Origin of the sequence: Pseudomonas sp. SED1 (assembly GCF_034044025.1) — a bacterium.
Taxonomy (GTDB): domain Bacteria; phylum Pseudomonadota; class Gammaproteobacteria; order Pseudomonadales; family Pseudomonadaceae; genus Aquipseudomonas.
Genome location: NZ_JAXCIS010000124.1, coordinates 1 through 25,009, shown reverse-complemented (window position 1 = coordinate 25,009; position 25,009 = coordinate 1). Strand labels below are relative to the sequence as shown.

The window sequence follows — 25,009 nt, the reverse complement described above, 5'->3', positions numbered from 1 at the left end:
GCGAGGTGCCGACAGGCGGGGCAGAGCGTTTTGGTTACTTTTGACTGGGCCGGCATTCCGGCTTTTCAAAAGTGACCCGCTGTAAGAGCGGAACCCTAAGTAGCCGTTACCTAAAAAACGGATATACACACAACAGCCACGTAAAGATTCCGTATAGATTCAACCCCAGCCATAACGTTTATGTCGTCTCTATTGAGCAACTAATCCCCCCTCCACTACTGTGAACTCCACACCAATCACCCCCGTAGGAAGTCATCGTGGAAAGTTCAACTTTAGGCATGATCGTCCTCTCAATGATCGCCCTGTTCGGCGCCGCCGCCTTCTGCTTCGAACAACTCGCCACCCGCGAATCAAAGAAAAAGAAAGCCAAATAAGCTGATCATCAAAAGCAGCAGAACCCCAGACTTTCAAGGGATACCCCACCCCCGGGCTATCCCTTGTTTTCGTTCGTCCACCACAAAACTATCTATACACCGTCTCAATACCCACGCCCGCAATCAGTGCCCGAACTTGATACCCAACCTCTTAACCTCCCCGCGTCCGCAATCGCGGCTTATTAATCAGGGGAGTTCCACCGTGCTCACACTCAAGTTCATCTATATCGCCAGCGGCCTATGCGCCGTCGGGCTGTTCGCTTATCTGGGCTACGCCCTCATTCGCGCCGAAAAGTTCTAGGGAGCCCGCCATGTACGACGTGATTTTTGTAGGCCTCTCCCTGGTGTTTTTCGCCACGACAGCCATGGCCATTGTCGCCATGGGCAAGATTTGAACGGAGCCTCGACATGCTAAGCACTTTGCTGGAATTTGCGCTGGTCCTGGGGTTGATGACCGGCCTCGCCGTGCTGATGGGCAAGTGGCTGACCCGGGTCTTTACCGGAACCCGCCACGCCCTGCCGGAACGTTATACCTATCGCCTGCTGGGCATCGACCCACTGGAAACCATGGGCTGGGCCCGCTACGGTTCGGCCCTGCTGCTGTCGAACGCGGCGATGATGCTGCTCGGCTATATCATCCTGCGGCTGCAAACCGTCATGCCGATCAACCCGCTCGGGCTGGCCGCGCAAACCCCGGACCTGGCGTTCAACACCGCCGCGTCCTTTATCACCAACACCAACTGGCAGGCGTACTCGGGCGAAACCAGCCTGTCGAACTTCAGCCAGATGGCGGTGATTACGTTCCTGATGTTTGTCGGCGCTACCTCGGGCGTGGTCGCCGCTGCGGGGTTTATCCGTGGCTTGAGCCGCTCAAGCTCGGCGGATATCGGCAACTTCTGGGTCGACTTCACCCGCACCCTGTACCGCGTGATGCTGCCGCTGTGCGTGGGCATGGCCTTGGTATATGTGTGGCAAGGCATGCCGCAGACCTTTTCCTCCCAAGCCCTGGCCACAACGCTTGAAGGCGCGCAGCAACAACTGATTGTCGGCGCCGTGGCGAGCTTTGAATCGATCAAGCATATCGGCACCAACGGCGGTGGCTTCTTCAGCATGAACGCCGCGCACCCGTTCGAAAACCCGACGCCACTGACGAACGCGCTGCACATCCTCAGCATGTTGCTGATCCCGTCGGCGCTGACCTACACCTTCGGCAGCATGCTGCTGCAACGCCGTCAGGGCTGGGTGTTTTTCGGTACCTTCCTGGTGATGTTTATCGGCTTCCTCGCACTGGTGTATGGCGCCGAGCAAAACGGCAACCCGCTGCTGACCCAGGCCGGTGCCAACCAGACGCTGTCCATCGAGCAAAGCGGCGGCAATATGGAAGGCAAGGAGCTGCGTTTCGGCATCGCCGACAGCAGTCTGTTTATCGCCACCACCACCGCGGCCACCACCGGTTCGGTCAACGCGATGCACGACTCATTGACCCCCATGGGTGGCTTCGTGCCCCTGGCGCAGATGATGCTCAACTGCGTGTTCGGCGGCGACGGTGTGGGCTTTATCAACCTGATCCAGTACGCGCTGCTGACGGTGTTTCTGGTGGGCATGATGATCGGCCGCAGCCCGGAATTCCTCGGCAAGAAGATCGAGGCCCGGGAGATGAAACTGGTGATGCTCTCGGTGCTCGCGCACCCCATCAGCATCCTCGGTTTCACCGCCCTCGCCGCCCTGTGGCCCGACACCATGGCCAGCCTGAATAACCTCGGCCCCCACGGTTTCAGCGAGGTGCTCTACGCCTACACCTCGGGCACCGCCAACAACGGTTCGGCGTTCGCCGGGCTGAACGCCAACACGCCGTTTTTCAACACCACCATTGGCCTCGCGATGCTGGTCGGGCGCTTCTTCACCATGCTGCCGATGCTCGCTGTAGCCGGTTCCCTGGCGATGAAAAAGACCGTGCCTGCCGGTGCCGGGACCATTCCCACCGCAACCCCGCTGTTCATGGTGCTGGTGGTGTTTGTGGTGCTGGTAGTCGGCGGACTGACTTTCCTGCCGGCGCTCGCGCTCGGCCCGCTGGTGGAGCAACTGCAGTTGCTGTCCGGCCAGACGTACAACTAAGGACACGTTGATGACGACTCAATCGATATTCAAAGGGCTGTTGCGCCCGGTGCTGGTTTCGGCGGTGTTTTTCATGGCGCTGACCGGCCTCGCCTACCCGATCTTCACCACCTTTGCCGCGCAGTTGCTGTTCCCGTTCCAGGCCCAGGGTTCGCTGATTGAACGCGACGGCCTGGTGATCGGCTCGGCGTTGATCGGCCAGGACTTCACCAAGCCCGGCTACTTCCACGGCCGCCCGAGCATGACCCTCGGCGCAGACCCGCAAGACCCGAGCAAAAGCGTGTCGCAGCCTTACAACGCCGGCTCCAGCGGCGCCAGCAACCTGGGCCCTACCAGCCAGAAACTGGTAGACCAGGTCGCAGCCCGAGCTAAAGCCTACCGCCAGGACAACGACCTCGCCGCCGACGCCCAGGTGCCGGTGGATGCGGTCACCGCTTCCGCCTCCGGCCTGGACCCACATATCTCCGTGGCCAACGCGCGCATCCAACTGGCTCGGGTCGCCCGCCTGCGGCAGATCCCCGAAGCCGATCTGCTGCAACTGGTGAACGAAAACACCGCCGCCCGCACCCTCGGTTTGCTCGGCGAACCACGAGTCAATGTGCTGCAACTCAACCTCGCGCTGGACGCCCGCCTGCCTTCGCGCCAGCCCTCCATTGCGGCCAGTGAGTAAGAGATTCCCCCATGATCAAGAATGCTCGTTTACCTCTGTTTGATCGCGCCATCGTGCTCACCGCTTGCGGGGATGCGTTCAAGAAACTGCTGCCCCAGGCGCAGTGGAAAAACCCGGTGATGTTCGTGGTGTACCTGGGCAGCCTTCTCACCACGCTGCTGTGGTTCCAGTCCCTAGGCGGCCAGGGTGAAGCCCCCAGCGGGTTTATCCTGAGCATCAGTTTGTGGCTGTGGTTCACCGTGCTGTTCGCCAACTTCGCCGAGGCCCTGGCCGAGGGTCGCAGCCGCGCCCAGGCCGCCAGCCTGCGGGGGATGAAACGCCAGACCCTGGCCAAACTGCTGCAGCAACCGAAGCACGGCGCGGCGTGGCTGCCGACCGAAGCGACGCTGTTGCGCAAGGACCAGGTGGTGCTGATCGAAGCCGGCGACCTGGTGCCGCTCGATGGCGTAGTGATCGAAGGCGTGGCCTCGGTGGATGAAAGCGCAATCACCGGCGAATCGGCACCGGTGATACGTGAAGCCGGCGGCGACTTTTCCTCCGTCACCGGCGGCACGCGGGTGTTGTCGGACTGGCTGGTGGTGCGCATCAGCGTCAACCCGGGTGAGTCGTTCCTCGACCGCATGATCTCGATGGTCGAATCCGCCAAGCGTCAGAAAACGCCCAACGAAGTCGCCCTGACAATTTTGCTGGTGGGCCTGACGCTGTTGTTCCTCCTGGTGATCGCGACGCTGAGCCCGTACTCGATCTTCGCCGTGGCCATGAGCGGCAGCGGCAGCGTGGTCAGCGCTACGGTGCTGGTGGCGTTGCTGGTGTGCCTGATCCCCACCACCATCGGTGGCCTGCTCTCGGCCATCGGCGTGGCGGGCATGAGCCGCATGATGTCGGCCAATGTGATCGCCACTTCTGGCCGTGCGGTAGAGGCGGCGGGCGACATCGATGTATTGCTGCTGGACAAGACCGGCACCATCACCCTGGGCAATCGCCAGGCCAGCAGTTTTCTTCCGGCGCCGGGCATCAAGGAAGCCGACCTGGCCGACGCTGCACAACTGGCGTCCCTGGCCGATGAAACCCCGGAAGGCCGCAGCATTGTGGTGCTGGCCAAGCAGAAGTTCGACATCCGTGCGCGGGACATCAATGCCCTCGGCGCAAGCTTTGTGCACTTCACCGCGCAGACTCGCATGAGCGGCGTCGACCTGCCCGAAGGCCGCGGTATTCGCAAGGGTGCGGCGGATGCCATCCGCAGTCATATCGAAGCGTTGGGCGGGAGTTTTCCGGCAGCGTTGCAGGCCAAGGTCGACGAAGTGTCGCGACGCGGCAGCACCCCGCTGGTGGTGTCCGACGGTTCAAAAGCACTCGGCGTGGTAGAGCTAAAGGACGTGGTCAAGGGCGGCATCAAGGAGCGCTTCGCCGAACTGCGGCGCATGGGCATCAAGACCGTGATGATCACCGGCGACAACCGCCTGACCGCCGCCGCGATTGCGGTGGAAGCCGGCGTGGATGACTTCCTCGCCGAGGCCCGCCCGGAAGACAAGCTGCAACTGATCCGCGACTACCAGGCCCAGGGCAAGCTCGTGGCCATGACCGGCGACGGCACCAACGACGCCCCGGCACTGGCCCAGGCCGACGTGGCGGTGGCGATGAACAGCGGCACCCAGGCGGCGAAAGAAGCCGGCAACATGGTCGACCTCGACAGCAACCCGACCAAGCTGATCGAAGTGGTCGAAGTGGGCAAGCAGATGCTGATGACTCGTGGTGCACTGACCACCTTCAGCGTGGCGAATGACGTGGCGAAGTACTTCGCGATCATCCCGGCGGCGTTTGTCGCGACCTATCCGCAGCTCGGCGCGCTGAACGTGATGCACCTGACCAGCCCCAACTCGGCGATTCTCAGCGCGGTGATTTTCAACGCGTTGATCATCGTGGCGCTGATTCCTCTGGCCCTGCGCGGCGTGACTTACCGGGCGATTGGCGCGGCGGCGTTGCTCAATCGCAACCTGCTGATCTATGGCCTGGGCGGGGTGCTGGTGCCGTTTGCCGGGATCAAGCTGATTGACATGGTGCTGACCGCGTTAGGTCTCGTGTAGCACCCGATCCACTGTAGGAACGAGCTTGCTCGCGAAGGGCGTCAACGATAACGCGGGAAACCTGACACCCAACGGCGCTCTCCGGTTTTTCGCGAGCAAGCTCGCTCCTACAGTCCATTTGAGGAATGACATGCCCGCATTAAACGAAGAACGCCCCGACCCCGACGCCCTCCTCGCCCGGGTCCAGCAGGAAGAACAGGCCGCCTTGCGCGGCAAATTGCGTATCTACTTCGGCTCCAACGCCGGGGTGGGCAAGACCTGCGCCATGCTCGACGCGGCGCAACGGGAAGTCAGCCTGGGGCGCGACGTACTCGCCGGCGTGGTGGAAACCCACGGCCGCCAGGAAACCGCCGAGCTGCTCAACGGCCTCGAACAACTGCCCCGCGCCCACCGTGTGCACCGCGACTTTGCCCTCACCGAATTCGACCTCGATGCCGCCCTGCAACGCCATCCCGCCGTGGTGCTGGTGGATGAACTGGCCCACAGCAACGTGCCCGGCTCACGCCACCCGAAACGCTGGCAAGACGTGGAAGAACTGCTCAGCGCCGGCATCGATGTGTGGACCACCCTCAACGTCCAGCACCTGGAAAGCCTTAACGATCTGGTCAGCGGGATCATCGGCATTCGCGTACGGGAAACCGTACCGGACCATGTGTTCGACAACGCCCACGAAGTGGTCGTCGTGGACCTGCCGCCGGATGATCTGCTGCAACGCTTGAAGGACGGCAAGGTGTACCTGGGCCCCCAAGCCGAGCGCGCGTCGCGGCATTTTTTTCGCAAGGGCAACCTGTTGGCCCTGCGGGAACTGGCACTGCGCCGCACCGCCGACCGGGTCGACACGCAGATGCGCGTGTACCGTCGCGAACAGTCGATCAAGACCCTGTGGCCCGCCCGCGAGCGGTTGCTGGTAGGCGTGGCCGGTGACGCCGGTGATGAGCGCCTGGTGCGCGAAGCCGCGCGTCTGGCGCAAAAGCTCGAGGCGGACTGGATCGTGGTGCACGTCGCCTCCGCCCAGGGGCGCGGCGCCAAGCGCTACCTCACAGCGATGAAAACCCTGGCCCTGGCCAGCGAGTTTGGCGCCGACACCGCAACATTGCCGGGCATGGACGTCGCCGAAGCGCTGGCCGCCTGCGCCCGGGAACACAACGCCAATCGCCTTGTGCTCGGCCATCATCCGCGCCGGGCATGGCGGTTCTGGCACCAGTCGGTGGGCGACCGGATCAGCCGCCACCATCCGCAGATCGACCAGATCGTGATTGCCCACGGCGTGTTGCCGGGCACTGTTCCTGCCATTGAAAAACCCACGCCAGCGCCCGGCAGAACCCTGGCCTACCTCTGGGCCACCCTCGCCTGTTTCACCGCCAGCGCCATCGCCTCGCTGCTGCTGCAAGTGTTCGAGCTGGCCAACGTGGTGATGCTGTTCCTGCTCACGGTGGTGCTGGTGGCCCTGCGTTTTGGACGCGGCCCCGGCGTGTGGGCGGCGATGCTGGCGGTGCTGTGTTTCGACTTCTTTTTCGTCCAACCGCGCTACTCATTTACCGTCAACGACACCCAGTATTTTTTCACTTTCGCGCTGATGCTCGGCATCGCCCTGATCACCGGGCAACTCACCGCACGCCTGCGCCACGAAGCGCGCACCGCCGCCGCTCGAGAACGCCGTGCAACCTCACTGGCACGCCTGGCCCGGGACCTGTCGGCGGCGTTGACCGTGGAGCAGATCAGCGAAGTGGCGCTGCGCACCTTCAGCGGCGTGTTCGAAGCACGGGTCGGCCTGGCCTTGCCGGACGCCGCCGATGGTGTGCACAGCGTGGGGGCGGGCGGGTTGCCGATCGACGACAGCATCGCTCAATGGACCTACGATCACGGCCAATCCGCCGGCCAGGGCACCGACACCTTGTCCGCCGCCAAGGGTTGCTACCTGCCGCTCAAGGCGCCGATGCGCGTGCGCGGCGTGCTGGTGCTGGAACTGGCGCAAAGCGAACGCCTCAACGAGCCCGAAGAACGCCGCCTGCTGGAAGCCTGCATGAGCCAACTGGCGATTGCCCTGGAGCGCGTGCACTTTGTCGAAGTGGCGCAAAGCACGTTGGTGCAGATGGAAGGCGAGAAGATGCGCAACACCTTGCTCGCGGCGATTTCCCACGACTTGCGCACGCCCCTGACCACACTGATCGGCGCCGCCGACACCGCCCTGCCCCATGCACCGCCGGGCCCGCTGACCGAGTTGCTGCACGGTATCCATGAGCAGGCGACCTCAATGCAACGCCTGATCGAAAACCTGCTGGACATGGCCCGCATGCAAGAGCGCGGCGTGCGGCTCAACCGGCAATGGCATTTGCTGGAGGAAATCGTCGGCAGCGCCCTGCGCCAGTTGCGCGAACCACTGGCCCGGCATGTGCTGCACACAACGCTGGACCCGCAATTGCCGCTGGTGGAAGTCGACGCGCTATTGATCGAACGGGTGTTGGTCAACCTGCTGGATAACGCCGCCAAGTACACCCCGCCGGGCACAGTCATTACCGTGGCCGCCCGCGCCGTTTCGGACAGCATCCTGCTGGAAGTCAGCGACACTGGCACGGGCAGCGCGCCGGCCAATCTGTTCGAACCGTTTGCCCGTGGCCAACAGGAATCCTCGGTCGCCGGGATCGGCCTGGGGCTGGCCCTGGCCAAACGCATCGTCGAAGCCCACGGCGGGCGCATCGAAGCCAAACCCGGCCGCGAGTGCGGCATGCATTTCGTCATCACTTTACCGGCGGGCACCCCGCCCCCAATGGACGCCCTATGAGCACTGCACGCATTCTGATTGTTGAAGACGAGGCCAATATCCGCCGTTTTGTCGGCATTGCCCTGCAGGATGAGGGCTTCCAGGTGTTCGAGGCCGACAGCGTCAAGCGCGCGTTGATCCACGCCTCCAGCCGCCAGCCAGACCTGGTAATCGTCGACCTCGGCCTGCCGGACGGCGACGGCAAACAGTTGATCAGCGAGCTGCGGGGTTGGCTGGCGGTACCGATCCTGGTGTTGTCGGCGCGGGATCGCGAAGAGGAAAAAGTCGCCGCACTGGACGCCGGTGCCGATGACTACCTGACCAAGCCCTTCGGCGTGCCCGAGTTGCTCGCGCGCATCCGTGCGCAACTGCGTCGGCACGGGCAAACCGGCACCGTGGCAGCCACCAGCAAGGTGGCGTTTGGTGATATCGAAGTGGACCTGGCGACCCATGAAGTGTGGCGCCAAGGCCTGCCGGTGCACCTGACGCCCATCGAATACCGCCTGCTGTGCGCGATGATTCGCGGGCAGAGCCGGGTGCTCACCCATCGGCAGTTATTGCTCGAAGTGTGGGGCCTGGATTACGTGGACCGCGCCCACTATCTGCGGGTGCATATGGCGCATCTGCGGCAGAAGCTGGAGGCCGACCCAGCCCAGCCGCAGTACTTCATTACCGAGTTGCAGGTGGGCTACCGACTGGTGGGCTTGTGAACAGGTGCGCGGCAGCGAAGTCGACAAACACGCGGATCTTCGGCGAGAGATGCCGGCTGGACGGCCACAGCGCCCAGAACTGCCCCTGATCGTCGGAATCGCCGTCGAGCACGATTTCAAGCTGGCCCTGGGCGAGTGCTTCGCGGGCCAGGAAGTCTGGCACGTAGGCAATGCCATGGCCATCCATCGCGGCCCGGAGCATGGCTTCCATGTTGTTCAAGGTCAGGGCGGTGGGCAGGCGCAACTGGGTAACGGCCGGGTTGGCGGATAAGGTCCAGTCCATGATTTTTCCAGTGGTGGCGAAGCGGTAACGCAAACACGGATGATGCTCCAAATCGCTCAAGGACTCCGGCCGACCGTTGGCCCGAAGGTAATCGGGTGATGCACACAGCACAAACCTGAACGGTCCCAGTTTGCGGGCCATCAGGGTCGAGTCTGCCAGGCCGCCGCTGCGGATGACCACGTCGAAGCCCTCTTCGATCACGTCCACCAGGTGGTCGTTGAAATCCAGCTCCAGCTCGATCTCCGGGTAGGCTTTGCGGAACGCCATCATGTGGGGAAAGAGGAAGCGATAGCCGATGGTGGGCAGGCTGACCCGCAGCTTGCCCCGGGGCGCCTGCATCGCATGGGAAAGCATGGCGCGGGCGTCTTGCAAATCATCGAGAATTTTCCGACACCGTTCGTAGAACAGTAGGCCCTCGGCGGTGAGGCTGACCTTGCGCGTGCTGCGGTGCAACAGCCGCACATTCAGTGACGCCTCAAGCTTGGCGACATTCTTGCCTACCGCCGAGGCGGAAATCCCCATCGCCCGGGCCGCACCGGTGAAGCTCAAGGCCTCTGCCGTTTTGACGAAGGCGATCACGCCGCTCAGGTTATCGGTCATGTCATTGCATCCATAACGTCCGTTATGAACGGAATGTAAGCCCGTTTATCCGTGATTGCATCCTGATTAGAGTCTTTTAACCTTCAGAATCGCGGGAATATCCCTATGAACACTACAACCGAATCGTTGCCCGCCCATGGCCGATACTCCATCCTGGCCGCAATTTGCCTGGCTGCCCTGGTATTGCCCATGAGCTTTACCGGTGGCGCCGTCGCCACGCCTTTTATCGGCCAGGCATTTGCCGCCCAGCCCAGCCAACTGGCGTGGATCACCAACGCGTTCATGCTGAGTTTCGGCAGCCTGTTGATGGCCGCCGGCACCCTCGCCGACCTGTATGGGAGAAAGCGTCTTTTTTTGTGGGGCATGGCGCTGTTTACCGTGGTCTCCTTGTTGCTGGCAGTGGCACCGGGAATTTTCTGGCTGGATGTGTTGCGTGGTGTGCAGGGCGTCGCGGCAGCCACGGCACTGGCCAGTGGCTGTGCGGCGCTGGCACAGGAGTTTGACGGCCATGCACGTACCCGCGCCTTCAGTTTGCTGGGCACTACGTTTGGTGCAGGCTTGGCGTTTGGGCCATTGCTGTCGGGGGTGCTGATCGAGCACTGGGGCTGGCGCTCGATTTTTCTCGGCACCGCGCTATTGGCCGGTATTTCGCTGCTGTTTGCCGCGCCCAAAATGCGCGAAAGCCGCGACCCGCAAGCGCTGCGGCTGGACACATCAGGCGTACTGACGTTTTCCGCGATGCTGGTGGCCCTGACCACGGCGGTGATCCTTGCCCCGGAGCACGGCTGGTCATCGCTGCTGGTTGAATCTCTGCTGATAGCGGCGGCAGTGTTTTTGCTGGTGTTTATCCTCGTCGAAAATCACTCAAGCCAACCGATGCTGGAGCTGCGGCTGTTTCGCTTCCCGCGCTTTATTGGCGTGCAGCTCCTGCCGATCGGCACCTGTTACTGCTACATCGTGTTGATCGTGTTGCTGCCCCTGCGGTTTATCGGCGTGGAAGGCGCAAGCGCGCTGGACGCGGGTTTGATGATGCTGGCGTTGTCGGCACCGATGCTAGTGGTGCCGATGATCGCCGCAGCGCTGACGCGCTGGCTGTCGGCAGGTGTGTTGTGTGCCATTGGCTTGCTGATCGCAGCGGCGGGCCTGTGGGGATTAAGCCTGGCCCACCAGCCTGGGCAGACTGTCGCTGCGATGCTGGTCATCGGAATCGGCACCGGGCTGCCGTGGGGCTTGATGGATGGTTTGGCGATCAGCGTGGTGCCCAAGGAGCGTGCGGGAATGGCGGCGGGGATTTTCAATACCACCCGCGTGGCCAGTGAAGGCGTGGCGCTGGCGATTACGATGGCGGTATTGGGCGCATTGGTTGCGCACCACTTGCGCGGGAGCGCAGCGGCGGATGTTTCGGTGATTGCCCAAGCGCTGGTGATGGGCGATGTCCTGCAGGCCGGCACGACGATTCCGCTGGCGCAATTGCGCGCGGCCTACACGGCCGGGTTCAACACATTGCTCCAACTACTGGCCGGTTTCACGCTGGTCACGGCCTTGGTGGTCTTGGTGTTTTTACGGCGCCAGGATGCGCTGGATGGAAGCAATACGAAGAAAATGGAAGAATGCGCGCATGACTATTCCAAAAAAATGGCGTGACCAATTCCCCAACGCACTCATCGAGCCACAGACCATCGGCGAGTCGGGAGCCGACGTCTTCCGCCTGCGCTGCGGCAACGGTGAGGACCTGTTCCTGAAATCCGAGCCCATCGGCCCACTTGCCGAATTGCCCGACGAGATCAAGCGGCTGCGCTGGCTCCAGCAATCGAACTTGCCTGGGCCTGCCGTGCTGGATGTGCTCACGGAAAACCATCGCCACTGGCTGCTGATGAGCGCCGTCCCGGGGCAGGATCTGGCCAGCGCCAGCGACCTATCTGCGCCGCAGGTCATCCGCCTGGTGGCGAGCGCACTGCGCAGCCTGCACCAGGTGTCGATTGCACAGTGCCCGTTCGACCACTCACTGGAACACCGTATTGCGGCCGCCGGTAATCGCGTGAACGCAGGGCTGGTTGACGAGACCGACTTCGACGATGAACGCCTGGGCCGAACCGCCACGGATGTATTCGCCGAACTGCTGTCGACGCGCCCCGCCGCCCATGACCTGGTGGTGACCCACGGCGATGCCTGCCTGCCAAACTTCATGGCTGAGGGCGATCACTTCAGTGGTTTCATCGATTGCGGCCGCCTGGGCATCAGTGACCGTTATCAGGACCTTGCGCTGGCCGCTCGTAGCATCGAACGCAATCTCGGAGCGGCCTGGGTGGCGCCGTTCTTCGAGCAGTACGGCGTCGAACCCGATGAGCAGCGCATCGCGCTCTACTGCTTGCTGGACGAGTTTTTCTAAACCCAAACCCCAGACAGCAAAAAGCCCGCTCAATGAGCGGGCTTCTCGTGGTACCTGGCGTTCAGCGTTCCAGGTGACCGAATATGGCGCAGCGGACGGGACTCGAACCCGCGACCCCCGGCGTGACAGGCCGGTATTCTAACCGACTGAACTACCGCTGCGCGTAACACTGGAAGCGAATGGTGGGTGATGACGGGATCGAACCGCCGACATTCTGCTTGTAAGGCAGACGCTCTCCCAGCTGAGCTAATCACCCTTCACTTTCGGTGTGGGGCGCATTCTATAGCAATTTTTCGTAATGTCATGATTTAAATGCAATTTATTCAAAATATTTTGCCTTCGACCCTGCGAACCCCGCAAAACCGGCGTTTTGGGCGCAAACGCGAGTCTATTGCGTTTGCACAAGCCTTGGCCCCACAATTAACAATTATTCTCAATAACACCTGAGCTGCGCCTTATGTCTGTGGGTGAACCGCCGTTCCAACGGGAGATTACCGAGCTGTACAGCGAGCATCACGGCTGGCTGTTCACTTGGTTGCGCCGAAAACTGGGCTGCACCCACAACGCCGCCGACGTGGCGCAGGACACCTTTGCACGGATTCTGCACGCACGGGAGTCGGTGACCGGCATCCGCGAGCCCCGCGCCTATTTGAGCACCACCGCCAGGCGGCTGATCATCGACCAGGCCCGGCGCAAGCAGATTGAGCACGCCTACCTTCAGGAATTGATGCTGACGGTGGAAACCCTGGAAGGTTTTCAGTCGCCGGAACAGATCCACACCACCCTGGAAGCCCTTGAGCACATCGCCTTCATTCTTGAAGGCATGCACGACAATGTGCGTCAGGCGTTTGTGCTTTATTACCTCGAAGACCTGACCCAGCAGCAAATCGCCCGCCACCTGAAATTGTCGGAACGTACGGTACGCAAGTATTTGATCCAGGCCCTGCTGCATTGCAGCCACAGCGTGGATATCTGAACCGCACATGCCCGACTCCCGCCAACAGATCGACGAACAAGCCGCCGAATGGATGATTCGTCTGCACGAAGGCGAATTGACCGAGGCCCAGCGGCAGGCGTTCGAGCGCTGGAAGCAGCAAAGCCCGCAACACGCGGCTTCAGCGGCGCGCATGGAAGACGTGATTGCGCGAGTGCAGGCCCTGCGTGGGCGAAAAGCACCGGCCCGGGCGGCCTTGAGTGCGGCCTTTCCTCGGCAGGGGAAAGCCCGCAAAAATTACGTCCGCGCGTTGGTATTGGCCTGCAGCCTGGCCCTTCCCGCCGCGGCGCTGCTCTACAGCCCTTACCCGCAACAGTGGATGGCCGATGTGCACAACGGCCCCGGCGAATGGAAAACCCTGCGCCTGGCAGACGGCTCCACGCTGACCTTGAACGGCATCAGTGCGGCGAACCTGTATTTCGACAGCCGGCAGCGGCGCATTGAACTGCTGCAAGGCGAGATCCTGGTGGAAGTGGCCCACGACGGCGAGCGTCCGTTTGTGGTGCAGACCGCCCAGGGCACCCTGCGTGCGTTGGGCACACGGTTTGTGGTCAGGCGCGAAGATGACGTCACTGTGCTGAGCATGTTCGAATCCCGCGTTGCCGCCCAAAGCGCGAATGGCCAGCAGACGCTGGAAGTGGACGCAGGCTCGCAGGCGCGGCTCAGCATGGATGCCGTGCGCCTCTCCGGCAGCATCGATACGGCGAGCATCAATGGGGCCTGGCGCCGCCATCAACTGGTGGTCGACAACCGGCCGTTGCCGGAAGTGCTGGATGAGATCGCCCGTCACCGTTCGGGCCACTTGCAGTTTGATCGAGCCGCACTGGCGAACCTCAAGGTCTCGGCGGTACTTCCCCTGGATGACACCGACCGCACCTTGCAGATGCTGGCTCAAACCCTGCCGATCAAGCTGAAAACCTTTACCCCATGGCTGATAATTGTCAGCCCGGATACCGAGAGCAAAAAATAATTATTCGCATTGCTTCCGCTTTTTTTCGGGTTGCCCGTCAAGGAAGGTATATCGATGACTAAAGGACTGCCCTCACCATGCCCTTCCCTTCCAAGCCTCGCAGACGCCTGCTGAGTAGCGCGCCGCTGACCCTAACACTGCTCGCGACGACGCTGCTGAATATCCACGTGGCACAGGCCGACACGGTAAACGTTGCGGCCCAAGCCTACGACATACCTGCAGGGCCGCTGGGCGCCACACTCAACCAGTTCGCCCAGCAAGCGGGCGTAGCCATTGTGTTCCAGTCCCAGAATCTGCAGGGGCTGAATGGGCCGGGGTTGAAAGGCACTTATAGCGTGGACGCAGGGTTCGACAGGCTGTTACAGGGCAGCGGCTATCGCGTGATCAAAAGTGATCAGGTGTACGCGCTGGAAGCTAACCCCGCGGCTACCGATGCCATGGAACTGGGCCCGACGCAGGTAAGCGCCAACCAGTTGGGCAACGTTACCGAAGGCACTGATTCCTACACTCCCGGCAGCATCGCGACGGCGACGCGGCTGGTGCTGACTCCCAAGGAAACCCCGCAATCGGTGACCGTCGTCACCCGCAAACACATGGATGACTTCGGTCTGAATAACGTCGACGACGTGATGCGCCACACCCCGGGCATCACCGTGTCGGCCTTCGACACCGACCGCACCAACTACTACGCCCGCGGTTTCTCCATCAACAACTTCCAGTACGATGGCATTCCTTCCACCGCGCGCAACGTCGCCTATTCAGCGGGTAATACCCTGAGCGACATGGCGATCTATGATCGGGTCGAAGTGCTTAAAGGCGCCACGGGTCTGCTCACCGGTGCCGGCTCGCTGGGCGCCACGATCAATCTGGTGCGCAAGAAACCCACGGCTGACTTCCAGGGTCATGCCAGCCTCGGCGCGGGCTCTTGGGACAACTATCGCAGCGAACTGGACGTCAGCGGCCCGATGACCGAAAGCGGCAACGTGCGTGGCCGGGCCGTCGCGGCGTATCAGGACAAGCGCTCGTTCATGGACCGTTACTCGCGCAAAAGCCCGGTGTACTACGGCATCATGGAGTTCGACCTGTCCCCAGACACGATGCTGACCGTGGGCGGCGATTATCAGGACAGCCTGCCCACCGCCTCAAGCTGGTCCGGCAGCTTCCCGCTGATCAACGCCAATGGCGATCGCAATAGCGTAAAGCGCTCGTTTAACAACGCGGCCAATTGGAGCAGTTGGGAGCAATACACCCGCACCGCCTTCGCCATGCTCGAGCATGACTTGGGTAATGGCTGGGTCACCAAGTTGCAACTGGATCACAAGATCAACGGCTACCACGCGCTGATGGGCTCGATCCAGGGCGATGAGCCACGGGCAGATGGCACCGCACATATCACTTCGGGCAAATACACCGGGGAGACTGTCAGCGACTCCGCCGACCTGTATGCCAGCGGCCCGTTCAGCTTGGGCGGCCGCGAGCATGAGCTGGTGGTGGGCGGCTCCATCGGCATTTCGGACTGGAACGGCAAGGGTTACTGGAACCTCACCCCCAACATGGTGGACGTCAATAACTGGCACGGCCACGCCACCCAACCCGATTGGGGCGCGCCGCAGCAATATATCGACGACACCATTCGCCAGACCGGCGCCTATATGACCACGCGCCTGAACCTGGCCGATGACCTGAAGCTGCTGCTCGGTGGCCGCGTGGTCAATTACCACCTGACCGGCAATAACCCGTCCTACCGCGAGACCGGACGCTTCGTACCCTATGTCGGCGTGGTGTACGACCTGAATGACACCTACTCGGTCTACGCCAGCTACACCGATATCTTCATGCCCCAGGAGAACTACAACCGCGACCGGCAAAACCAGTTGCTTGAGCCGGACGAAGGCCAAAACTACGAGCTGGGCATGAAGGCTGATTTCTTCGACGGACGCCTGAACGCCAGCGCGGCGTACTTCGAGATCCATGAAAACAACCGCGCCGTTTCCGACGACGACTACAACAACCTGAAACCTACGCCGCAGAACTATGCCTATAAAGGCACGAAGGCCGTGACCAAGGGCTACGAGCTTGAAGTGTCCGGCGAGTTGAGCCCGGGCTGGCAGATTCAGGCCGGCTACACGCACAAGGTGGTGCGTGACGACCAGGACCTGAAGATTTCCACGTTCGAGCCTGAAGACCAGATCAAGCTGTACACCACTTATAAGCTCAAAGGGGACCTGGACAAGCTGACCGTCGGCGGTGGCGTGCGCTGGCAAAGCGTGGGTTGGCAGGACATCTACAACAACCCCCATGGCGGTTATGAAGAATTCTCCCAGGAGGCATACTGGCTGGTGGACCTGATGACCCGCTACCAGATCACCAAGAACGTGTCGGCGACGCTGAACGTCAACAACATCTTCGACAAGTCCTACTACACCAACATCGGTTTCTATAACTCCGCCGCTTATGGTGAGCCGCGCAACTTTATGGTCACCACCCGCTGGGATTTCTAAACCCAATAAAAAACGCCCCCGATCACTGCACATGATCGGGGGCGTTTTTTAGACCGGCGGTTTTTTGCAAACCCCAGACAGCAAAAAGCCCGCTCAATGAGCGGGCTTCCTGTGGTACCTGGCGTTCAGCGTTCCAGGTGACCGAATATGGCGCAGCGGACGGGACTCGAACCCGCGACCCCCGGCGTGACAGGCCGGTATTCTAACCGACTGAACTACCGCTGCGCGTAACACTGGAAGCGAATGGTGGGTGATGACGGGATCGAACCGCCGACATTCTGCTTGTAAGGCAGACGCTCTCCCAGCTGAGCTAATCACCCTTCACTTTCGGTGTGGCGCGCATTCTACGGAGCGACCCATGGTCTGGCAAGCACTTTCTTAAATAATTTTTTTCAGGCCTTCCAATGGCTTAGCGAGGGTTGGCCTATGGCGCCATGAGGAGAATAATGCCCCCCTTTGTATATAAGGAGAGACTCACCCCATGTGGTTCAAAAACCTGCTTATCTATCGCCTGACCCAAGATCTGCCTGTTGATGCCGAGGCGTTGGAAACTGCACTGGCCACCAAACTGGCGCGCCCTTGTGCAAGCCAGGAGTTGACCACTTACGGTTTCGTCGCCCCTTTCGGTAAAGGCGAAGACGCGCCACTGGTGCACGTCAGCGGTGATTTCCTGCTGATCGCTGCGCGCAAGGAAGAACGTATCCTGCCGGGTAGCGTGGTGCGTGATGCGGTGAAGGAAAAGGTCGAAGAGATCGAAGCCGAGCAAATGCGCAAGGTCTACAAAAAGGAACGCGACCAGATCAAGGATGAAATCATCCAGGCCTTCCTGCCGCGGGCGTTTATCCGTCGCTCGTCGACCTTTGCCGCCATCGCGCCGAAACAGGGCCTGATCCTGGTGAACTCCGCCAGCCCGAAACGCGCCGAAGACCTGCTGTCCACCCTGCGTGAAGTGATCGGCACCCTGCCGGTACGTCCGCTGACCGTGAAAACCGCGCCAACCGCGATCATGACCGACTGGGTCACCACCCAGAAGCCGGCCGATGACTTCTTCGTCCTCGACGAATGCGAACTGCGCGACACCCACGAAGACGGCGGCATCGTGCGCTGCAAACGCCAGGACCTGACCGGCGAAGAGATCCAGCTGCACCTGACCACCGGCAAAGTCGTGACCCAATTGTCCCTGGCCTGGCAGGACAAGCTGTCCTTCCTGCTGGACGACAAGATGACCGTCAAGCGCCTGAAGTTCGAAGACCTGCTGCAGGATCAGGCTGAACAGGACGGCGGCGACGAAGCACTGGGCCAACAGGACGCCAGCTTTACCCTGATGATGCTGACGTTCGGCGACTTCCTGCCGGCGTTGGTGGAAGCACTGGGTGGCGAAGAGACCCCACAAGGCATCTAAAGCCTCACCGCTTCACTGTAGGAGCGAGCTTGCTCGCGAAGGACCTGAGAGCGCCGCGGTCATCCAGAATGCCCGCGTCATCGTTAACGTCCATCGCGAGCAAGCTCGCTCCTACAGAGGTATCCGCACCTCTCTAATAAAAAAGGACTCCCCCATGCGCGCACTCGCCGCCTTGAGCCGTTTCGTCGGCAATACCTTCGCCTACTGGGTGCTGATTTTTGCCGTGGTTGCGTTCCTGCAACCCGCCTGGTTTATCGGCCTGAAAGGCGCCATCGTGCCGCTGTTGGGCCTGGTGATGTTCGGCATGGGGCTGACCCTCAAACTTGAAGATTTCGCTGAAGTCGCGCGCCACCCGTGGCGCGTGGCATTGGGTGTGGTCGCGCATTTCGTGATCATGCCCGGCGTGGCCTGGCTGCTGTGCCAGGTCTTTCACCTGCCGCCGGAAATTGCCGTCGGCGTGATCCTCGTCGGCTGCTGCCCCAGCGGCACGTCCTCCAACGTCATGACCTGGCTGGCCCGGGGCGACCTGGCGCTGTCGGTGGCCATCGCCGCCGTCACTACCCTCCTCGCCCCGCTGCTGACGCCCGCGCTGATCTGGCTGCTGGCCTCGGCCTGGTTGCCGGTGTCGTTCATGGAGTTGTTCTGGTCGATCCTGCAAGTGGTGCTGCTGCCGATCGTGCTCGGTGTGGTGGCGCAGCGGTTGCTGGGCGCCCGGGTACGTCACGCGGTGGAGGTATTGCCGCTGGTGTCGGTGGTCAGCATCGTGGCGATCGTCGCCGCCGTGGTGGCGGCCAGCCAGGCGAAGATAGCCGAGTCGGGCCTGCTGATCATGGCGGTTGTGATCCTGCATAACACCTTTGGTTTCCTGCTGGGTTACTTCACCGGCCGCGTGTTCGGCCTGCCGCTGGCGCAACGCAAATCCCTGTCGCTGGAAGTGGGCATGCAGAACTCCGGCCTGGGCGCCGCGTTGGCGAGTGCGCATTTTTCGCCGCTGGCTGCGGTGCCCAGCGCGCTGTTCAGCGTCTGGCACAATATTTCCGGAGCGTTGTTGGCGACGTACTTCCGGCGGATGAGCGAAAAGGAAGATCGCGAACTGTTGGCGAGCAAGTCCGAAACTTGATCACCTGATCAATATTCGGCACTCTACCGGGCTTCGCGGGGACGACCTCGCGACGCAATCAAGCGATTAATCCGGGGACGACCCCACCTAAGAAGGGAGGTCATCATGTCCTGGATCATTCTGTTTTTTGCCGGACTGTTTGAAGTCGGCTGGGCCGTCGGACTGAAGTACACCGACGGTTTCAGCAAGCCACTGCCCACGGCCCTGACGATTGCCGCCATGGCCGTCAGCCTCGGGCTACTGGGGCTGGCCATGAAGGAACTGCCACTGGGTACCGCCTATGCCATCTGGACCGGAGTCGGTGCGGTGGGCACGGTGATTGCCGGGATTATCCTGTTCGGGGAATCCATGGCGTTGTTTCGCCTGGCCAGTGTGGCGTTGATTATCTGTGGGCTCATTGGGCTCAAGATCAGCGCTTAGGCCACTACCGCCTTCGCGAGCAAGCCCGCTCCCACATTTGGAATGCGTTCCAAATGTGGGAGCGGGCTTGCTCGCGAAGAGGCCCTCAAACACACCAAAAAACTACCTGACACCGCCGCGCAATTCCCCCACCAACCCATGCAACGCCTCAGGCGTCGCCGCCTCCACCGTCACCGGCGCACCGGCCACCAAGGTCACCCGCGACCAGATCCGGTGAAAGAAGCCCTTGTTCGGGTCACGACTGAAGAAACTCCCCCACAACCCCTGCAACGCCATCGGAATCACCGGCACCGGCGTCTCTCCAAGAATCCGCGTCACGCCGCTTCGGAATTCGTTCATCTCGCCATCGGAGGTCAGCTTGCCTTCCGGAAAGATGCACACCAGTTCACCGTCTTTCAGATAGTGAGCAATCCGCTGGAACGCCTTTTCGTAGATCTGGATGTCCTCATGCCGCCCGGCAATCGGAATCGCTCCGGCGGTACGGAAGATGAAGTTCAGCACCGGCAGACGGTAGATCTTGTAGTACATGACAAAGCGAATCGGCCGACGCACCGAACCGGCAATCAACAGCGCGTCGACAAATGACACGTGATTGCACACCAGCAATGCCGCGCCCTCGTCCGGGATCAGTTCAAGGTTCTTATGCTCGACCCGGTACATGGAATGGCCGAGCAGCCAGATCATGAAACGCATGGTGAATTCGGGCACGATCTTGAAGATGTAGGTGTTGACTGCGATGTTCAGCAGCGACACCACCAGGAACAACTCGGGAATCGTCAGCTTGGCCATGCTCAGCAAGACGATCGACACAATCGCCGAGACCACCATGAACAACGCATTGAGAATGTTGTTGGCCGCGATCACCCGCGCCCGTTCGTTCTCGGCGGTGCGCGACTGGATCAGTGCGTACAGCGGCACGATATAGAAGCCGCCGAATACGCCGAGGCCGAGGATATCGAACAACACCCACCATGCCTGGCCGTAACTCAGTACGGCGATCCAGTCATTCGCCTGGACGTTCTGCGGGAAGCCGCCGGAATGCCACCACAGCAGCAGGCCGAACACGGTCAAACCGAACGAGCCGAACGGCACCAGGCCGATCTCGACTTTGCGCCCGGAGAGCTTCTCGCACAGCATCGAACCCAGGGCGATGCCCACCGAAAACACCGTGAGGATCAGCGTGACCACGGTTTCGTCGCCGTACATCCACTCCTTCGCGTAGGCCGGGATTTGCGTCAGGTAGATCGCGCCGACAAACCAGAACCACGAGTTGCCGACAATCGAGCGCGACACCGCCGGCGTCTGCCCCAGGCCCAGCTTGAGGGTGGCCCAGGACTGGCTGAAGATGTTCCAGTTCAGGCGCATCTCGGGGCTGGAAGCCGCCGCGCGGGGAATGCTGCGGCTGGCCAGGTAACCCAGCACCGCGATGCCGACGATGGCGGTGGAGACTACCGGCGCGTAATGGGTGGAAGACATCATGATCCCGGCGCCGATAGTGCCGGCCAGAATCGCGAGGAACGTGCCCATCTCCACCAGGCCGTTGCCGCCCACCAACTCATCTTCGTGCAGGGCCTGGGGCATGATCGAGTACTTCACCGGCCCGAACAGGGCCGAGTGGGTGCCCATGGCAAACAACGCCAGCAGCATCAGTTCCAGGTGGTTGAACATGAAGCCCACCGCGCCGACGGACATGATCACGATCTCGCCGATCTTGATCACCCGGATCAGCGCGTCCTTGTTGAACTTCTCGCCAAATTGCCCGGCCAGGGCCGAGAACAGGAAGAACGGCAGGATAAACAGCAAGGCGCAGAGGTTGACCCAGATCGAGCGGTCGCCCTCGATGGTCAGCTTGTAGAGAATCGCCAGGATCAACGACTGCTTGAAGATATTGTCGTTGAACGCCCCAAGAGACTGGGTAATGAAGAACGGCAGAAAACGCCGTTTGCGCAGCAATGTGAATTGCGAGGGGTGGCTCATCGTCCGTGTTCCTGCGTGGCCTGAAGACTGTTATTGGTTTTTCCAGGCCACGACTTTACCTAATCCCGCTTACTTATTCGCTAGTCCTGCAATGCACGGCGATACAAAAAGCTCACCTTTATAGGCACCTTGCACCGTGCGCTTGGCAACGATCAGCCACATCAGCGCCAGCGCCGCCACCAGCACACTGCCGACGATACTGAAGAAACCCAGGTGCAAGGTGCTCGCCAGTTTCAGCGTGGCCAGCGAGTACACGCCCAACGGGAAGGTGAAACCCCACCAGCCAAGGTTGAACGGAATGCCGGCCCGCAGGTAACGCACGGTGATCAGCACCGCGATCAACATCCACCACAAACCAAAGCCCCACAGAGTGATCCCAGCCACCAGGCCAATGCCGTTGGCCATCTCGCCGACGCCGGGCAAGCCGTTGGCGGCAAAAATGGCCGGCGCATCACCGCCGAGCACCAGCATGCCCAGGGCGCCGGTGCCGATGGGGCCGAGGGCCAGCCAGCTCGACGCGGCCATATTGGCGTGGGGCAGTTTATGCAGGGCCATGCGCAGCATCAGGATGGTCAGGATGCTGAACGCCACCGGCAGGGAAAACGCCCACAACACGTAGCTGGTCACCAGCATCACCAGTTGCGAATGGGCATCGGCCAGGTGCGGCGCCAGCAGGCCACCGCTGGCAGCGGCGACTTCAGCGGCCACCACCGGCAACAGCCATACGGCGGTCATCTGGTCGATGCTGTGTTCCTGGCGGGTGAACATCATGAACGGGATCAATACCCCGCAGGCCAGGGCCATCGCCACGTCCAGCCACCACAGCACTTCGGCCAGCTGTACCACGCCATCACCCCAGCGCGGCAGGCCGAACACCAGGAAGCCATTGATGATGGTCGCCAGGCCCATGGGGATGGTGCCGAAGAACATCGACACCGTGGAGTGCCCGAAAATGCGCCGCGCCTCGTGGAAAAACATTACCCAGCGCGCCGCGTACAGCACGCTGAACAACACAAACAGGCCGATGGTAAACAGCCACAGCCCTTCGGCGACGGCATGCAACCCCGGCACGCTGACCGGCAATTGCGCCAGCGCCAACGCCAGCACCCCGGTGCCCATGGTGGCGGCAAACCAGTTGGGGGTGAACTGGCGAATCACTTCCCGGGGACGGGTCAGGTGACTGAAAGGTTTCAAGCTGCTGTGAAGGGTATTGGGGCAAGTCATGGTGAATTCCTCTTCCTCGCATGAGGTTGAGACCATGGTAGAACCCAATCGAATATCTATATAACGGGTAATATCTCTAACTGTTATCTGTTTTATAGATATACAGTCAAACACTGCCTTCGGATTCAATCACCAGAATCCGTGCCGGGCCCTGTGGATGGGCCACATGCTCGGTGCCGACGCTGGCGTAGAAGATGTCACCGACGTGCAGCAAGACGATCTGCTCGGTACCGTTTTCGCGGTAGTGCATCTGCACCTGGCCGTCGAGCACTACGAACACTTCTTCCCCGTCATTGACGTGCCAGCGGTACGGCTGGTCGGTCCAGTGCAACCGAGTGGTGATGCCGTTCATGTTGGCGATGTCCAGCGCCTCCCAGGCGCGGCTACCGGTGAAGTCCTTGCTGCGGATGATCTTCATGTGTGAATCCCAAGGCGTACGGGTGGCGAATTATTACCGAATCAATTGCCCGCCGTCGCCCTGCTCCGCGCCAAATCCTGCAATAGCAACGCCACCAACGCACCGAGCGCCAATACGATCAGCACCACGCCGTAACCATCCGTGGTGGCGATCAAGCCGAAGGTGCGCGTCAAGTTGCCCGCCAACAGCGACGGCACGCAGAACGCCAGGTAACTCAGCACATAGAACGCTGACATCAAGCCGGCCCGCTCATGGGGCAAGGCCAACGGTAAAACGCTGCGCAGTGCGCCAAGGAATCCCGAACCAAAGCCTGCGCCAGCGATCAGCGTGGCCATGAAGAACAGCGGCAGGCTGGCGCTGTGGACGGCCGTGAGAATCAGCGCAACACCCGCCGCCAAGAGCACGGCGCCCAATCGCAGGACCTTGTCTGCAGAGCTGTTGCGCAGACTGAAAATCATCACCGCCCCGCTCAGCGTCAGCACCGCGACCAGCCCGCCGCCGATCAGGTTCGAGGTGGACCCGGTCGCCGCCCGCACCAGCGAGGGCGCCAGGGACAGGTAAAAGCCGCCCATGGCCCACACCGCCACATCCACCGGCAACGAGATCCACAACGCACGACGCGCCTGGGGCGGCACATGCAAGGTGGGCCACAGCGAGGCCAGCGCGCCCGGAATCCGGCTAACCGTTTCCGGCAGGCGCCAGACGTAGAGTGCCTGCAGCATCATCAACACGAGCAGGGTCCAGTAAATCAACGTGGTCGGCATCGGCGCGAACTCCACCAGCAGGCTGCACCCCATGGCGCCACAGGCCATGCCCAACAAAGGCGCTACGCTGTTGACCAACGGGCCTTGCTGGCGGTCGGTGTCGAGCAGCGCGGCGCCCAATACAGCGGTGGCCATGCCGGTGGCAAAACCTTGTACCGTGCGGGCGGCAATCAGCCAGCCGACGCTGTCGGCATTGATAAACAGCAGCATCGCCAGCATATCGAGGAGCAGCGCGGCAAAAATTACCGGTTTGCGTCCCAGGTGGTCCGACAGGGAACCTACGGTCAACAAGGCCGCCAGCAGACTCAAGGCGTAGACGCCGAACACCAGGGTCAGCATTGCCGCCGAAAAATGCAGGCCTTCCTGATAGAGGTGGTACAACGGCGTCGGCGCGCTGGAGGCGGCGAGGAACGTGAGCAAGGTGATCGCGAGGAACACCAGGCTGGAACGATGGGAAGTAACGCTGGACATGGGCACGCTCCGCTAAAGCTAATATTTTGCTTTTGCGGAGTGTGCTACTGGATGGCGCTTAAAGCAAATTCTTTGTGTTAAGGTTTTACGCATGGCGATAAAAGAAGGGCTCCGCCCGGGGGGCCGTAGTGCCCGGGTTCAGGAATCAGTGCATTCGGCGGTGCGTGAATTGCTCGACGAGCAGGACCGTTCCAGCGTGACCGTGCCGCAGATAGCCACGCGCGCCGGGGTCACGCCCTCGACTATCTACCGCCGTTGGGGTGACCTTGCTGCGCTGTTGGCGGATGTCGCCATGGCTCGTCTGCGTCCGGACAGTGAGCCGGCTGACACTGGCAGCCTGCGCGGAGACCTGCGGGCTTGGGGTGAGCAATATCGCGATGAAATGAGCTCGGATCTTGGTCGGGAGATGATGCGCGATGTGCAATGCAGTCAGGCGCCGGGGTATTGCGTGGGGATCCTTACCGGGCAGTTGGAGACGATCCTGGATCGCTACTCCAGCGACGCCGGCACTGTGCCCAGCGTGGATCGGCTGATTAACCTGATCGTCGCGCCCACTGTGTTTCGCAGTTTGTTTTCTACTGCGCCGTTGGAGGTTGAGGAGCTGCATGAGTTGATTGAGTTGGCTTTGGGGGGTTGAGGTGGTTTTTGGGTTTGGGTGTATATCCGTTGCTGCGGTAACGGCCGCTTAGGGTTCCGCTCTTACAGCGGCTCACTTTTGAACAGCGCAAAAGTAAGCAAAACGCTCTTGCCCCACCACTCGGC

At 61.5% G+C, this 25,009-nt stretch carries 20 protein-coding genes, 4 tRNA genes and 1 pseudogene; 15 read left to right on the top strand and 10 right to left on the bottom strand.

Going from position 1 to position 25,009, the window contains the following annotated elements:
- Positions 1–576: 576 nt before the first annotated feature.
- The 6 genes from kdpF to SNL23_RS16145 all read left to right on the top strand — a co-directional run bounded on the left by kdpF (position 577) and on the right by SNL23_RS16145 (position 8,714).
- The gene (gene kdpF / locus SNL23_RS16170; RefSeq protein WP_003219423.1) at positions 577–675 is read left to right on the top strand and encodes a K(+)-transporting ATPase subunit F; all 99 of its coding nucleotides are present in this window, start codon (positions 577–579) and stop codon (positions 673–675) included.
- 107 nt (positions 676–782) lie between these two features.
- A complete protein-coding gene (kdpA, locus tag SNL23_RS16165; protein WP_318302756.1) occupies positions 783–2,489 on the top strand; it encodes a potassium-transporting ATPase subunit KdpA in 1,707 nt (568 codons plus the stop codon).
- A 10-nt stretch (positions 2,490–2,499) separates the two neighbouring features.
- Positions 2,500–3,159, top strand: a complete 660-nt coding sequence (kdpC, locus tag SNL23_RS16160) for a K(+)-transporting ATPase subunit C (protein WP_167663551.1) — start codon at positions 2,500–2,502, stop codon at positions 3,157–3,159.
- Positions 3,160–3,170: 11 nt separating this feature from the next.
- On the top strand, positions 3,171–5,243 hold the full coding sequence (gene kdpB, locus SNL23_RS16155; protein WP_167663552.1) for a potassium-transporting ATPase subunit KdpB: 2,073 nt from the start codon (positions 3,171–3,173) through the stop codon (positions 5,241–5,243).
- Between the two features lie 130 nt (positions 5,244–5,373).
- Positions 5,374–8,025: a sensor histidine kinase KdpD gene (locus SNL23_RS16150; protein ID WP_318302754.1), complete on the top strand. Its 2,652-nt coding sequence runs from the start codon at positions 5,374–5,376 to the stop codon at positions 8,023–8,025.
- Positions 8,022–8,714, top strand: a complete 693-nt coding sequence (locus SNL23_RS16145; protein WP_003219430.1) for a response regulator — start codon at positions 8,022–8,024, stop codon at positions 8,712–8,714. Before SNL23_RS16150 ends, SNL23_RS16145 begins: the two co-directional genes overlap by 4 nt.
- Here the strand turns inward: SNL23_RS16145 and SNL23_RS16140 are convergent.
- Positions 8,674–9,597, bottom strand: coding sequence for a LysR family transcriptional regulator (locus tag SNL23_RS16140; protein ID WP_318302752.1), 924 nt, complete (start codon positions 9,595–9,597; stop codon positions 8,674–8,676). The genes SNL23_RS16145 and SNL23_RS16140 overlap by 41 nt on opposite strands.
- 105 nt (positions 9,598–9,702) lie before the next feature.
- Between SNL23_RS16140 and SNL23_RS16135 the strand changes: the two genes are divergently transcribed.
- Complete coding sequence (locus tag SNL23_RS16135; RefSeq protein ID WP_318302750.1) at positions 9,703–11,241, top strand: MFS transporter; 1,539 nt, start codon at positions 9,703–9,705, stop codon at positions 11,239–11,241.
- A complete protein-coding gene (locus SNL23_RS16130; protein ID WP_076015284.1) occupies positions 11,216–11,986 on the top strand; it encodes an APH(3')-II family aminoglycoside O-phosphotransferase in 771 nt (256 codons plus the stop codon). Before SNL23_RS16135 ends, SNL23_RS16130 begins: the two co-directional genes overlap by 26 nt.
- Before the next feature lie 84 nt (positions 11,987–12,070).
- On the opposite strand, the gene SNL23_RS16125 is transcribed toward SNL23_RS16130, so the two are convergent.
- Both SNL23_RS16125 and SNL23_RS16120 read right to left on the bottom strand, forming a co-directional pair.
- Positions 12,071–12,147, bottom strand: a tRNA-Asp gene (locus SNL23_RS16125).
- A 19-nt stretch (positions 12,148–12,166) separates the two neighbouring features.
- Positions 12,167–12,242, bottom strand: a tRNA-Val gene (locus SNL23_RS16120).
- Between the two features lie 201 nt (positions 12,243–12,443).
- On the opposite strand from SNL23_RS16120, the gene SNL23_RS16115 reads away from it, so the two are divergent.
- The 3 genes from SNL23_RS16115 (at position 12,444) to SNL23_RS16105 (ending at position 16,451) form a co-directional block, all read left to right on the top strand.
- Entirely contained in the window at positions 12,444–12,962 is a 519-nt protein-coding gene (locus tag SNL23_RS16115) for a sigma-70 family RNA polymerase sigma factor (RefSeq protein WP_167663555.1), read from the top strand.
- Positions 12,963–12,969: 7 nt separating this feature from the next.
- Positions 12,970–13,950, top strand: a complete 981-nt coding sequence (locus SNL23_RS16110; RefSeq protein WP_318302748.1) for a FecR family protein — start codon at positions 12,970–12,972, stop codon at positions 13,948–13,950.
- Positions 13,951–14,027: 77 nt separating this feature from the next.
- Positions 14,028–16,451, top strand: coding sequence for a TonB-dependent siderophore receptor (locus SNL23_RS16105; protein WP_076015281.1), 2,424 nt, complete (start codon positions 14,028–14,030; stop codon positions 16,449–16,451).
- 148 nt (positions 16,452–16,599) lie between these two features.
- On the opposite strand, the gene SNL23_RS16100 is transcribed toward SNL23_RS16105, so the two are convergent.
- Together SNL23_RS16100 and SNL23_RS16095 are read right to left on the bottom strand one after the other, a co-directional pair.
- Positions 16,600–16,676: transfer RNA gene (locus SNL23_RS16100), tRNA-Asp, on the bottom strand.
- A 19-nt stretch (positions 16,677–16,695) separates the two neighbouring features.
- Positions 16,696–16,771, bottom strand: a tRNA-Val gene (locus tag SNL23_RS16095).
- A gap of 161 nt (positions 16,772–16,932) precedes the next feature.
- On the opposite strand from SNL23_RS16095, the gene rdgC reads away from it, so the two are divergent.
- Positions 16,933–17,853: a recombination-associated protein RdgC gene (gene rdgC, locus SNL23_RS16090; RefSeq protein ID WP_076015280.1), complete on the top strand. Its 921-nt coding sequence runs from the start codon at positions 16,933–16,935 to the stop codon at positions 17,851–17,853.
- A gap of 13 nt (positions 17,854–17,866) precedes the next feature.
- Here rdgC and SNL23_RS16085 read toward each other — a convergent pair.
- Positions 17,867–17,947: pseudogene (locus tag SNL23_RS16085) on the bottom strand (outer membrane lipoprotein carrier protein LolA); the annotation flags it as partial.
- 60 nt (positions 17,948–18,007) lie between these two features.
- Here SNL23_RS16085 and SNL23_RS16080 point away from each other — a divergent pair.
- Both SNL23_RS16080 and sugE read left to right on the top strand, forming a co-directional pair.
- Positions 18,008–18,973: a bile acid:sodium symporter family protein gene (locus SNL23_RS16080; RefSeq protein WP_076015279.1), complete on the top strand. Its 966-nt coding sequence runs from the start codon at positions 18,008–18,010 to the stop codon at positions 18,971–18,973.
- A gap of 105 nt (positions 18,974–19,078) precedes the next feature.
- Positions 19,079–19,393: a quaternary ammonium compound efflux SMR transporter SugE gene (gene sugE, locus SNL23_RS16075; protein WP_003190128.1), complete on the top strand. Its 315-nt coding sequence runs from the start codon at positions 19,079–19,081 to the stop codon at positions 19,391–19,393.
- A 102-nt stretch (positions 19,394–19,495) separates the two neighbouring features.
- On the opposite strand, the gene SNL23_RS16070 is transcribed toward sugE, so the two are convergent.
- The 4 genes from SNL23_RS16070 to SNL23_RS16055 all read right to left on the bottom strand — a co-directional run bounded on the left by SNL23_RS16070 (position 19,496) and on the right by SNL23_RS16055 (position 24,247).
- Positions 19,496–21,370, bottom strand: a complete 1,875-nt coding sequence (locus tag SNL23_RS16070; protein ID WP_076015278.1) for an MFS transporter — start codon at positions 21,368–21,370, stop codon at positions 19,496–19,498.
- A 69-nt stretch (positions 21,371–21,439) separates the two neighbouring features.
- A complete protein-coding gene (locus SNL23_RS16065; protein WP_076015277.1) occupies positions 21,440–22,594 on the bottom strand; it encodes a TDT family transporter in 1,155 nt (384 codons plus the stop codon).
- 106 nt (positions 22,595–22,700) lie between these two features.
- Positions 22,701–23,012, bottom strand: coding sequence for a cupin domain-containing protein (locus SNL23_RS16060; RefSeq protein WP_076015276.1), 312 nt, complete (start codon positions 23,010–23,012; stop codon positions 22,701–22,703).
- A gap of 41 nt (positions 23,013–23,053) precedes the next feature.
- Complete coding sequence (locus SNL23_RS16055) at positions 23,054–24,247, bottom strand: MFS transporter (RefSeq protein WP_318302746.1); 1,194 nt, start codon at positions 24,245–24,247, stop codon at positions 23,054–23,056.
- 91 nt (positions 24,248–24,338) lie between these two features.
- On the opposite strand from SNL23_RS16055, the gene SNL23_RS16050 reads away from it, so the two are divergent.
- Positions 24,339–24,884, top strand: a complete 546-nt coding sequence (locus SNL23_RS16050; RefSeq protein ID WP_318302744.1) for a TetR/AcrR family transcriptional regulator — start codon at positions 24,339–24,341, stop codon at positions 24,882–24,884.
- The last annotated feature ends 125 nt before the right edge of the window (positions 24,885–25,009 follow it).